This window comes from Hespellia stercorisuis DSM 15480 (genome assembly GCF_900142165.1).
Taxonomy (GTDB): domain Bacteria; phylum Bacillota; class Clostridia; order Lachnospirales; family Lachnospiraceae; genus Hespellia; species Hespellia stercorisuis.
In genome coordinates this window covers 1-10,783 of record NZ_FQZY01000104.1, presented here as the reverse complement: position 1 = coordinate 10,783, position 10,783 = coordinate 1, and the positions used below count along the sequence as shown (strand labels likewise).

Sequence of the window (10,783 nt, the reverse complement as noted above, 5' to 3'; positions counted from 1 at the left end):
ATTACCGAAATAATATCGCAAAACAGGTTTTAAAAATTCTCTGTTTTGTACAAAAATTAATTAGTTCCCCAAGGGGGTTCTGAACAGTTACTATCTTTTAAAGACGCATTCGCTGGTACGTTTGGGTCTTCTGGACCCATGTTGTAAATACGAATTTCTCGATTAACAATATCAAGTAATTCTGCTTCGATTGTTGTAGGCGATGGTATTAAATCCATATCAATACCATCAAGATAATCTGCTGTTGTTGTTTCAATCAATGAATTATATGTTTGTTCCATGATTTGTTCTCCTTTATGTAATTATTATTTGGTTCGTCGACTACCATGACACCATTATAAAATATTTCAAACGACATCAAATGCGACAAATATTGAATAATTTGCTTATTTACACTATAAGTAAAACGATATTTGTTCATCGAAACGTCAAATGTACACATTCTTCTTTGATAATTAGAAAGCCTGTTTGCTTTAAATGATTCATTTTTGTCTCCTTTCTAGTCATAGGAAAACGCAAAAAAAGCGTTGAACCTATGGACTTTTGTCCATTAAGATTCACCGCTTTACATACGATTATAACCAGCGTCGGTTTTAAGTCTCATCAACTTTCAGGAGGATTTATACGCTATAGCACGATACCTTCCAACAAACCTTTGGATGTGAATATTTAATTTATGAAAATAATTTTATCATATCTTCTCTTACCGTACAAGTACCTTTTTCGATTTTTTCATCTAATACGAAAAATCATACGTACAATACAAGACAATTGTTCATATCTGGCTCATTTCATACGAGTCAGTTTTTTCTTGTCTATCAAGGGGTACAAGCAGAATCAAAAAATATTTGCTCAACCCATAAAATAGGTTTGGGTCATATTTTTTGTTGACTATCAATGGGTACAGGGAAAATGGCTCAGGTGGCTCAGGTTTTTCAGGTTCTTTTACTTATAAAACAAATACCAAAGAACATCGTTTTACGTATTATATCTTTTCTTAATAAGTCATAAATTAGTGAGCCAAGTGAGCCAATCCACTTAAACCCCTTGTGCACCAAGGAATTTTCTCGCTCAATTCAAAAAATATCAAATGAGCCAGATGAGCCACGATGTATTCTTTCCCTTGATTTATAAGGAGAAACGGTATTTTGAAACGTGAGCCAATAAAAGAAATAGCAGTTTACCACTTTTTCTATGTACAGTGATTATCATTTGACTATCTGCTTTGAGCGTAGCGAAAAGCTACCATTCTAGCGAATGTACTGCATACAGCAATAAAAAAACAAGCAGGCACGAAAGCCTGCCGAGGGATAGTAATGGTATCAGTAGGAATATGTATTTCAATAACTGCTGTTACTGTTTTTGGTTTCTCTGAACATACCCTTTTTTCTTTTTCAGACGCAAATAACTTCTTCGCACTTCCATTGTTTGGCTACCAACTGGTTTTTTATCAATTGATTGCATAGCACTGTATTCTCCACCACGTACATAATTCTTAATATCTTTCATCAGCCGTTCTTCGTTCAAAGAGAAACGCTCATTGAATAACGCTGTTACCATAATCTCTAATTTGGTTTGTTGAAAAAGACGTTCAATTTCTCGTTCTTCGCTTTCGCTTTGACGTAAAAAGGTTTCATATAACGTGAGTGTTTCTTTATCTTCATCAGATAAATCTGCCCTTAAATGCATTCCTTTCTTTTTAAGAATTACTAATTCATCAGCTGTTACATATTCTTTCAACCCGAATCTATCAACATCAAGAAAGTTGCCGTCATCTTCTGTAAGTCCTGCTTTTTTTAAGAGTTTGCGACGTTCTTCTCTAAAAGCTTCAAATTCTTGTTCCTGTTCAAATTGAATTTCCTTATTGGTTTTATAGGTTAAGTCTTTTCCCGCAACTTTCCTATAATAGCGTTCTACCTTGCAATCATTGAAATAAGCATCAACATCACACCAGCGATAATAACGTGTTTTTCCTTTACCTTTGACCAAAACATAAGGTTTGTTATTCTCGCTCATATATCGTTGGATATGTCGGATATTAGCTGGGTCATAAAAATCCGTTACAATTCCATATTCTTCTTTTGCACGCTCTAAAATATCTGTGATTGTCAAAGGGTACTCGTCACTAATGAAATCCTTTATTTCTGTCATATTTTCAAACTCCTTTGTTGTGTTTGACGTTTCAAAGTGTAAATGTCGTTTTGATTATATCATAAACACGTTGTTTCGTCACTATTTGTCGCATTTGATGTCGCTTTAAATAGAGTATCATGGTGTCATGGTAGTCGACGAACCAAATAACAATTACATAAAGGAGCGTGAAAAAGATGAAGAACGTACCTATCCACGAGAAATATTTGCTCTCAATTTCCGAATGTAGCAAATACTTCGGAATCGGACAGAATAAGCTTCGCCGCATCGTAAGCGAAAACGCTGGCGCAAGCTGGTTATTCTATAACGGCAAACGTCTATTAATCAAACGTGAGATGTTTGAGCGTGTCTTAGATGAAATAGACACTATATAGCAATTATTGAGCCTTGATGTGTTTCATTGCATATCAAGGTTCTTTACATAATGAAAGGAGCATATTACAGATGAAAAAAAGAATTGATAATCGAAAACGATTACTTCATAGTGGGGAATCACAAAGAAAAGATGGGCGATATGCCTATAAATATATTGATGCAAATGGAGAGCCTAAGTTCATTTACTCATGGAAACTTGTTGCAACTGACAAAGTTCCAAAAGGTAAGCGAAATTGTATCTCACTTCGAGAACAGATAAAGGAAATTCAACGTGACCTTGCCGATGGTATAGATACGCTTGGTAAGAAAATGACTTTATGCGAGCTTTATGCAAAACAGAATAGAAGTCGTGCAAACGTTAGGAAAAGCACTGTAAACGGCAGAAAAGCCCTTATGGATGCCCTACAAGATGATAAACTAGGTAATCGAGCGATTGATAGTATTAAACCATCTGACGCTAAAGAATGGGCTATCCGTATGAAAGAAAAGGGGTTTGCATATTCTAGCATAAGTAATTTCAAGCGTTCGCTTACAGCTTCCTTTCATATTGCCATCAATGATGACTATGTTAGAAAGAATCCGTTCAATTTCAACTTGAAAGATGTAATCGCAGACGACACCAAACGAAAAGAAGCCTTAACAGAAGAACAGCAGGAAAAACTACTTTCCTTTGCCGAAATTGATAGTATCTATAAGTATCATTACAATGCTATCATCATACTTCTAAATACTGGACTACGTATTTCTGAATTGTGTGGATTGACTGTATCCGATATTGATTTTGAAAATCGCTTTATTAACATCGACCACCAACTTTTAAAGGACAAGGATGGTTATTATATTGAACCACCCAAAAGTGAAAGTGGTTTTCGACAAATACCAATGAGTGAAACAGTATGCAAAGCATTCCAACAAGCCATAGAAAACCGCAATCAGGCACAACCGATTATAATTGACGGCTACAGTGATTTTATCTTCTTGAATAAACAAGGGAATCCAATGTACAATACTTTATATACATCTACATTTAAAAACCTTGTTAAAAAGTATTGTAAGTATTATGGTGAAGATGCTTTACCCAATATCACACCTCATATCTTACGGCATACTTTCTGCACCAACATGGCTAACAAAGGCATGACCCCTAATAACTTGCAGTATGTCATGGGACATAAAAATGTGAATATGACGCTTAACTATTACTCACATGGTAGTAGTAAAACAGCTCAAGTTGAAATGCTACGGATAATAGCCTAGCTTTCTACTACATAATTTACTACTTCTTAAGTGCACTATTTAAGCAACTTTAATAGAAAACGTGAAGTAGTGCAAATGCCAGAAACGCTCACAACCCGCATGATATATGGGTTTGTGAGCATTTATTAGGATTTAATAAAGTTCATAGATTTTTATATTATTTTTAAGATAATAAAGCGGTAATCCTCGGTTATTCAAAACAGTCAATTTCATTGTCCAGACGAATTTAGGGCATGATTTCACAATCCTTGTAAATATGCTTTTTTGACTCTTTTCAAAAAGGCTACCCTAGATTATAATAGGTTTAGATATAAAATTTTCACCCTCTATGTAACGATAGCATAGCGCTGAAACGGCTGCTTGATGATTGTAATAATTTATGCGGTACCTCTTTTTGATTTGGCTAAAAAGCGTATGGTATGGCACCGGATAAAATGCGGGATAACAACAGGATGAAAACGGATAGGGTTGCGGAAAAAGGATTGTTAAGTAAATAAATTCCAGCCTGTAGGGCTGAAAAACTGAAATTTTCGGTAGGCAATTTTACACTTTCTAATGCAAAAAGGCTCCATGCACCGGAAATTAAGGGGCTTTTATAAATATGGAAGGTACTTTGAAAAACCCCAATTTTATTAGTACCATGGATTAGGAAGAAACGGAGAAACAGTGTTCCAGCACACACCAGGAATAATTTCTGTCCCTCCCATTAAAAAAATAAGTGTAAGTCCAATGACAAAAACACCATTTAGACAACACATTATTATTTTAGCTGATTTGGATTTGTGTATTAAGCAAAATAATACCGAACTGTAAAAGGCGACCCAAACAAATCGAAATGCATTTGGTTTTCCGGTGTTTACAAATAATATACACAAAATCGGAAATATGAGTGTTGCGCATGAAATAACGACTTTTATTAAAACCATCAAATCAAAAAACTTGACTGATATTTATAGAAATATGTCAAGATGATCAGGTACCATTTAGCTGGCAATAGTGGCAGTAGAAATACTGCAGGATGTTCATGAGCAAGTAGCAGAGCGGATTGCGAATGTCCGCGTTGACTTTGGGAGGACTGGATATGAGCTATATTATCAGAGAAATGCGTAAAGAAGAAGTCTCGTTGCTGGATGATTTCCTTTATGAGGCCATCTTTATTCCGGTTTGGTACAGCTTTGATGAAAAAGATGCTTCAATTGTTAAAAGAAAAGGGCTATAAGAGGGCGTCGCTTGGGGTGAATAAGGAAAATTACGCTGTTTGCATGTATAAAAATGTGGGGTTCGAGATAATCGGAGATGGTGCCGATGAAACAGAGTATTTGATGGTTTGTGATCTCACTTGATCAAAGGAGTTTGACTATGTTTTACAATGCGAAAAATTGCAATATAAAAATCGGCAGAACAGATATGGATTACATAGAATTTGGATATGGTGAAAAAAGTCTTATTATGATTCCCGGATTGGGTGACGCCTTAAAGAGCGTGAAAGGTACGGCATTTTCTTATTCTTTTATGTATAGAATATTTGCAAAAGACTATAAAGTATATGTATTCAGCAGAAAAAATCAGATTGAGAATGGCTACACTACAAGGGATATGGCTGCAGATCTCGCAACGGTGATAAAGAAGCTCGGGATACAAAAGGCCAGTGTTTTTGGCGTATCTCAGGGAGGAATGATTGCGCAGTATCTGGCAATAGATTATCCGGAGTTGGTAGAAAAACTCGTTCTTGCTGTAACGTTATGCAGGCCAAATAAAATTTCATCACGAGTGCTTTCCAATTGGATTTCTCTTGCTGATCAAAATGATTTTAAGGATATTTTTGTGGATATGGCCGAAAAAATATACACTCCAAAGCGTGCAAAAATGCAGCGCCCCTTTAACCATGTTCTGTCTGCATATATGAAACCTAAAAGCTTAAATAATTTTATTATTCAAGCGACTGCCTGTATGACCCATGATAGTTCTGCGTTAATTCACACAATACAGTGTCCGGTGCTCATTGTAGGAGGGGATGAGGACAAAGTTGTTGGTGAAAATGCATCCGAAGAAATGGTAGAGCTGATAAATGGGAGTCGGCTAAAAATATATAAGGGATATGGACATAGTACATACGAAGAGGCAAAAGATTTCAATTTCCAGGTCTTAAAGTTTTTACATGCATAGGTCAGGCTGTTAGGTGGTGGAAATGAAAGCACTTGTTGTAATAATTGACATTACACCCGCTCAGATGTATGATCTTTAGAAAATAGATATAGAATTTGGAGGTACATTTGTGCAAATATCAAGTAGATTTACAATAGCTATTCATATTTTAACGTGTATTGATACATTCAAGGATGATTATAAAGTGACCAGCGATTTTCTTGCTGGAAGCATAAATGTGAATCCTGTCGTAATCAGACGGCTGCTTCAGCAATTAAAAGCTGCTGGAATTGTCAATGTTATCAGAGGAAGCGGCGGTGCAGAAATAGCAAAACCATTATCAGAGATAACGATGCTCGACATATACAAGGCAGTAGACAGTATAGAAAATGGATCACTCTTTCATTTCCACGAAAATCCAAATAAAGAATGTCCAGTAGGACGAAATATACACAATGTCTTAGATGATAAACTGAACCAGATCCAAACAGCAATGGAGAACGAAATGAGAAGTATAACCATACAAGAGATTGTAGAGGAAACAAAAAAATATATTCAAGAGGAATAATGATGTTACCCGTACCCTAAAAAAGGTGCGGGTAAATTTTTTGAGAAAACACGATGTAACCATTGACATTACAACAAACAAGTGATATAACATAGTTGTAACATGTGAAATTACAACGGGAGTGGTTACCACTAGAAACTGACAGCGTTACAGGTCTGGCCAACTTGTAGAGAGCAGGAGAAAAATTAAAATTGGAGGATATTAAAATGAATAAAGTAGTAGAGTTTTTACAGGCAAACCCGGTTCAGTATTTAGCAACAGTTGGTCGTGACGGAAAGGCAAAGTGCCGTCCATTCATGTTCTGTTTTGAGCAGGATGGTAAGCTTTGGTTCTGCACGAACAACACAAAAGATGTATACAAAGATATGTTAGAAAATCCAGAAGTAGAAGTTTCTGTTTCCTCTCCAGAATACGCATGGATTCGTCTTGCAGGAAAAGTTGTATTTGAAAATAATATGGCTGTAAAAGAAGGCTGCATGAATAATCCAATTGTAAAGGGACAGTACCGGACAGCAGACAACCCGATTTTTGAGGTGTTCTATCTGGAAAATCCTTATGGTGTAATTGCGGATTTTTCGGGCAATGCTCCTTATGAATTTTAGCAACATTGAAACGTATAGTCTTCGGAGGGAAATATGAATCAGAGTGAAAGCAAAAGGAATAACAAAAATTGAAGATTTAGAACCTCTGCAGGAAGGAATTTGCTTATGGCAGGGAGATATTACTGCTATAGAGTGCGGGGCAATTGTCAATGCTGCCAACAGTGGAATGACAGGATGCTATGTCCCGAACCATGCCTGTATCAATATGGGGGAAGCGTACGCACCGAAAGAAATTGAAGCAAAGTCAATTTGTATCAACGAGGACATTGGACGTGTCCTGAAGCAAATTTAGTTTCTATGATTATCTCTCCATTCACACATACTATCTAATATTGGAATAAGAGATTTCCCTTTTTCGGTTAAGCTGTACCCCACTTTTGGAGGGATCTGCGAGTATTCCTCTCGGTGGACAAGACCATCAGATTCATATTATTCAGGAATAAATAACCTTTGCGGAAAGGGAAGGAAACGGGCAGGTATGCATTTTTGCTACCTGCCCGTTTCGGATTTGGTATATTGGCAAGACTTCGGTTCTGATCTCTAAGATTTCAATGTTGAAAGCGATCCATAAAAAGATTATAATAAACACGACATACAGGTGTCGTGTTTTGTGTGATATATTTATTTTAGCCGAAAGGAAAAGATATGAAAATAGACAGATTGATAGGAATTTTGTCCATATTACTACAAAAGGACATCGTTACAGCACCCTACTTAGCAGAACAGTTCGAGGTTTCCAGACGAACCATCAATCGTGATATCGAGAATTTATGTAAAGCAGGAATCCCCATTGCCACAAAACAGGGAGTAAATGGCGGCATTTCCATCATGGACAACTATAAACTGGAGCATACCCTTCTGACCAACACAGAGATGGAGGATATACTTGCGGGACTCAGGAGTCTTGACAGTATTAATGGTACGAATCGATATGGACAGTTAATGGAAAAGCTGGCAGCGGGTACATCTGACTTTATGACGGGAAATCAGTCGATTCTAATTGATCTGTCTTCCTGGTACAAAGAATCCCTTGCCCCTAAAATCGAATTACTCAGAAATGCAATTGATCACTGCAAAGAGGTGAGATTCAGATACTATGCTCCACATGGAGAAAGTGAGAGGCGTATCAAGCCTTATTATCTCATATTTCGCTGGTCAAGCTGGTATGTGTGGGGATGGTGCCATGCAAGAGAAGAGTTCCGTCTGTTCAAGCTGAATCGAATAGATGATCTGATGCTGTCTGAAACTGTTTTCACAAAAGAATCCGTACCATTGCCTGATTTGTCTACGGAACGAATTTTTCCAGGAGGGATTCGTGTAAAGGTATTGTTTGATCCACGCTGTAAATGGCGCTTAGTGGAAGAGTTTGGTCCACATTGCTTTGAAGAGCAGAAAAATGGGACTTTACTTTTTCAGGCAGATTATACAGACAAAGAAAATCTCATCACATGGATCTTGACCTTTCAGGAGCAGGCCGAACTTTTGGAGCCTGTGGAGATCAGAAATGAAATACAGCAGATAATAGAGAAAATGAAAGCGAGGTATTCGTGATGGAATATATACAGCTAACGAGCGAAAATATAGAAAAGGAGCATATATGCTGCGCCATATCAAGTAACAAAGACCCGCAGGTGATTGCGAAAAAAGAATGGCTCAAGGAGAGGATGCGGGAAGGGCTTATATTCCTAAAGGCAGACATCAGGGGAAAATGTTTCATCGAATATATTCCTGCCGAGCATGCATGGGTTCCCATACAGGCAGACAATTATATGCACATCAATTGTTTCTGGGTGTCCGGTTCCTGTAAAGGGCATGGATATGCAAATGATTTGCTGGACCGGTGCATTGAAGATGCCAGACAAAAAGGAAAAACAGGAATTACAGTGATTTCTTCGGCTAAAAAGAAGTCATTTTTATCCGATCCACAGTATCTTACACATAGGGGATTTCAATTGGCAGATACAGCCGCACCATTTTATGAATTGCTGTATTTACCTTTTACGCCGCAGGCACCGATTCCTGTGTGGAAAGAATGTGCAAAAGCGGCCAAAAATGATTTAAAAGGCTTTTCTATTTATTATACAAATGGATGTCCTTTCACCGCTAAATATGTGCCACTGTTGGAACAATATGCGGCAGAAAATAGTATAGCGCTTACAACCATTAAAATCGACAGCAGAGAAAAGGCACAGAATGTGCCGTTTGCATGGACAAATTTCGCACTGTTTTATAATGGTAATTATGTGACCAATGAAATACCAAGTGAGAAAAAATTTATTGGAATAATCGAGCAAATTATGATGCTGTGGACAGAACCTTTGAATCCGTAGTGAAACTGGGTGCACAGCCAGTGATGCAGCCGACAACGGAGCCTTGGGGACAACGCACCTGCTACATTGCTGACCCGGAGGGGAATCTGATTGAGATTGGTTCTTTCAAGGAGGAATAGGCGAAATGGCAACGAAGAAGGAATATTTAAACTTTGTATTGGATCAGTTATCCGGACTATCTGATATTACATATCGAATGATGATGGGAGAATACATCATTTATTATCGAGGAAAAATTGCGGCTTATGTATGTGATGACCGTTTTCTTGTAAAGCCCGTGGACAGTGCGAAACATATGCTCCCAGAGGCACCGTTTGAGCCGCCCTACGAAGGGGCAAAGGATATGATTTTGGTTGAGGATATAGATGACAGACAGTTTATGGAGCAGTTATTTGAGGTAATGTATGAGGAATTGCCAGAACCGAAACAAAAGAAAAGAGGATTTTAACTTTATCTCTGTAATTCGACTTCCTGATTTTTTGAGCAGGCAGAAGAAATTCTGGCTCAGCTTGGTATACCAATGTCCAATGCGGTCGGAATGTTCTTAAGACAAGTAGTATTGCAGCGAGGTATTCCATTTGACATGAAATTGCCTGCCAATGTACCTACAGCTTTCGGCTCACTTACCAAAGAACAGTTTGATACTGAGATTAATAAGGGAATATCGGATATAAAAGATGGCAGAGTATATTCCGCAGACAGTATTGAGGAAGAAATGAAAAGTGACTTCGGTGTATGAGTTGGAGGATTGTTTATTCATCACAAGCAAGACAGGACTTAAGAAGTGTTTTTGAAAACAATGCTGACGCATTTTCGTTACTTTAGTTGTGAGTTAGTCAGCATAAAATAATTAGGTGCCTTTCGGCACTTGAGGATTTTATTCATTTTACTTTATCTGCCTTCGAATTGCTGTTCATTCGCGATCTTTCACGAATTGATTTCAAACTATTTTATACAGCACGAAACAGAACGTACATTCGAAAACACCTTGATTTATATGCTTACATATGGTATTATATGTATATGAAAAAAACATTTGATTTAAACAATATTTCAAAACTTACGTATGGTCGTGGGTATGTCTACTCCTTACAATACCATATTGTCTGGTGTACAAAATATCGTAAACAAATTCTTAAAGATGGAATAGCACAGGAGTGTAAAGACTTGCTTCAGCTTATTGCAGAGCAGTATGCATTTCGGATATTGGCAATGGAGGTCATGCCGGATTATATCCATCTTTTGCTAGATTGTAGACCACAGTTTTTGATTTCAGATATGATCAAGATCATGAAAGGGAATTTGGCAAGAAGACTTTTTCTTGATCACCCGGAACTGAAATCAAGTTTGTGGGG

The 10,783-nt window shown here is 37.3% G+C and carries 15 protein-coding genes and 2 pseudogenes; 14 read left to right on the top strand and 3 right to left on the bottom strand.

Annotated features, from left to right (window positions below; translation table 11 throughout):
- Nucleotides 1-56: 56 nt before the first annotated feature.
- Complete coding sequence (locus BUB85_RS19710; RefSeq protein WP_073113208.1) at nt 57-281, bottom strand: hypothetical protein; 225 nt, start codon at nt 279-281, stop codon at nt 57-59.
- A gap of 1,072 nt (nt 282-1,353) precedes the next feature.
- Nucleotides 1,354-2,151 carry a hypothetical protein gene (locus BUB85_RS19705; protein WP_073113207.1) on the bottom strand — a complete coding sequence of 266 codons (798 nt, stop codon included), beginning with the start codon at nt 2,149-2,151 and terminating at the stop codon, nt 1,354-1,356.
- A gap of 176 nt (nt 2,152-2,327) precedes the next feature.
- Between BUB85_RS19705 and BUB85_RS19700 the strand changes: the two genes are divergently transcribed.
- The 8 genes from BUB85_RS19700 (at nt 2,328) to BUB85_RS21835 (ending at nt 7,390) form a co-directional block, all read left to right on the top strand.
- Entirely contained in the window at nt 2,328-2,525 is a 198-nt protein-coding gene (locus BUB85_RS19700; protein ID WP_073113206.1) for an excisionase, read from the top strand.
- A gap of 70 nt (nt 2,526-2,595) precedes the next feature.
- A complete protein-coding gene (locus BUB85_RS19695) occupies nt 2,596-3,783 on the top strand; it encodes a tyrosine-type recombinase/integrase (protein WP_073113205.1) in 1,188 nt (395 codons plus the stop codon).
- 1,081 nt (nt 3,784-4,864) lie between these two features.
- Complete coding sequence (locus tag BUB85_RS22705; protein WP_330392405.1) at nt 4,865-5,002, top strand: hypothetical protein; 138 nt, start codon at nt 4,865-4,867, stop codon at nt 5,000-5,002.
- Entirely contained in the window at nt 4,962-5,126 is a 165-nt protein-coding gene (locus BUB85_RS22700; RefSeq protein WP_330392406.1) for an N-acetyltransferase, read from the top strand. Before BUB85_RS22705 ends, BUB85_RS22700 begins: the two co-directional genes overlap by 41 nt.
- Nucleotides 5,127-5,142: 16 nt before the next feature.
- The gene (locus BUB85_RS19685; protein WP_073113203.1) at nt 5,143-5,949 is read left to right on the top strand and encodes an alpha/beta fold hydrolase; all 807 of its coding nucleotides are present in this window, start codon (nt 5,143-5,145) and stop codon (nt 5,947-5,949) included.
- Nucleotides 5,950-6,058: 109 nt separating this feature from the next.
- Complete coding sequence (locus BUB85_RS19680; RefSeq protein WP_073113202.1) at nt 6,059-6,496, top strand: Rrf2 family transcriptional regulator; 438 nt, start codon at nt 6,059-6,061, stop codon at nt 6,494-6,496.
- Between the two features lie 206 nt (nt 6,497-6,702).
- Nucleotides 6,703-7,098, top strand: coding sequence for a pyridoxamine 5'-phosphate oxidase family protein (locus tag BUB85_RS19675; protein ID WP_073113201.1), 396 nt, complete (start codon nt 6,703-6,705; stop codon nt 7,096-7,098).
- Between the two features lie 43 nt (nt 7,099-7,141).
- On the top strand, nt 7,142-7,390 hold the full coding sequence (locus BUB85_RS21835) for a hypothetical protein (RefSeq protein WP_073113200.1): 249 nt from the start codon (nt 7,142-7,144) through the stop codon (nt 7,388-7,390).
- Here the strand turns inward: BUB85_RS21835 and BUB85_RS19665 are convergent.
- Nucleotides 7,387-7,524 (bottom strand): annotated as a pseudogene (locus BUB85_RS19665) (winged helix-turn-helix transcriptional regulator); the annotation flags it as partial. The gene BUB85_RS21835 and the pseudogene BUB85_RS19665 overlap by 4 nt on opposite strands.
- A 219-nt stretch (nt 7,525-7,743) precedes the next feature.
- On the opposite strand from BUB85_RS19665, the gene BUB85_RS19660 reads away from it, so the two are divergent.
- From BUB85_RS19660 to tnpA, 6 genes and pseudogenes are all read left to right on the top strand, one after another.
- The gene (locus BUB85_RS19660; RefSeq protein WP_073113199.1) at nt 7,744-8,649 is read left to right on the top strand and encodes a helix-turn-helix transcriptional regulator; all 906 of its coding nucleotides are present in this window, start codon (nt 7,744-7,746) and stop codon (nt 8,647-8,649) included.
- Complete coding sequence (locus BUB85_RS19655) at nt 8,649-9,428, top strand: N-acetyltransferase (RefSeq protein ID WP_073113198.1); 780 nt, start codon at nt 8,649-8,651, stop codon at nt 9,426-9,428. Before BUB85_RS19660 ends, BUB85_RS19655 begins: the two co-directional genes overlap by 1 nt.
- On the top strand, nt 9,404-9,547 hold the full coding sequence (locus tag BUB85_RS21290; protein ID WP_330392404.1) for a VOC family protein: 144 nt from the start codon (nt 9,404-9,406) through the stop codon (nt 9,545-9,547). The genes BUB85_RS19655 and BUB85_RS21290 overlap by 25 nt, the downstream gene beginning before the upstream one ends.
- Before the next feature lie 5 nt (nt 9,548-9,552).
- Nucleotides 9,553-9,876, top strand: coding sequence for a TfoX/Sxy family protein (locus BUB85_RS19645; RefSeq protein WP_073113197.1), 324 nt, complete (start codon nt 9,553-9,555; stop codon nt 9,874-9,876).
- A gap of 33 nt (nt 9,877-9,909) precedes the next feature.
- Nucleotides 9,910-10,167: pseudogene (locus BUB85_RS19640) on the top strand (type II toxin-antitoxin system RelB/DinJ family antitoxin); the annotation flags it as partial.
- Between the two features lie 284 nt (nt 10,168-10,451).
- The coding region (gene tnpA, locus BUB85_RS19635; RefSeq protein WP_073113209.1) for an IS200/IS605 family transposase at nt 10,452-10,783 on the top strand (332 nt) is incomplete at its 3' end.

Bases quoted from the DNA above. Each gene is read 5' to 3' on its own strand.
- BUB85_RS19655 (WP_073113198.1), top strand. From the start codon at position 8,649: ATGGAATATATACAGCTAACGAGCGAAAATATAGAAAAGGAGCATATA.
- BUB85_RS19710 (WP_073113208.1), bottom strand. From the start codon at position 281: ATGGAACAAACATATAATTCATTGATTGAAACAACAACAGCAGATTAT.
- BUB85_RS22705 (WP_330392405.1), top strand. From the start codon at position 4,865: ATGAGCTATATTATCAGAGAAATGCGTAAAGAAGAAGTCTCGTTGCTG.
- BUB85_RS19685 (WP_073113203.1), top strand. From the start codon at position 5,143: ATGTTTTACAATGCGAAAAATTGCAATATAAAAATCGGCAGAACAGAT.
- BUB85_RS19645 (WP_073113197.1), top strand. From the start codon at position 9,553: ATGGCAACGAAGAAGGAATATTTAAACTTTGTATTGGATCAGTTATCC.
- BUB85_RS19675 (WP_073113201.1), top strand. From the start codon at position 6,703: ATGAATAAAGTAGTAGAGTTTTTACAGGCAAACCCGGTTCAGTATTTA.
- BUB85_RS19695 (WP_073113205.1), top strand. From the start codon at position 2,596: ATGAAAAAAAGAATTGATAATCGAAAACGATTACTTCATAGTGGGGAA.
- BUB85_RS22700 (WP_330392406.1), top strand. From the start codon at position 4,962: ATGAAAAAGATGCTTCAATTGTTAAAAGAAAAGGGCTATAAGAGGGCG.
- BUB85_RS19660 (WP_073113199.1), top strand. From the start codon at position 7,744: ATGAAAATAGACAGATTGATAGGAATTTTGTCCATATTACTACAAAAG.
- BUB85_RS19705 (WP_073113207.1), bottom strand. From the start codon at position 2,151: ATGACAGAAATAAAGGATTTCATTAGTGACGAGTACCCTTTGACAATC.
- BUB85_RS19700 (WP_073113206.1), top strand. From the start codon at position 2,328: ATGAAGAACGTACCTATCCACGAGAAATATTTGCTCTCAATTTCCGAA.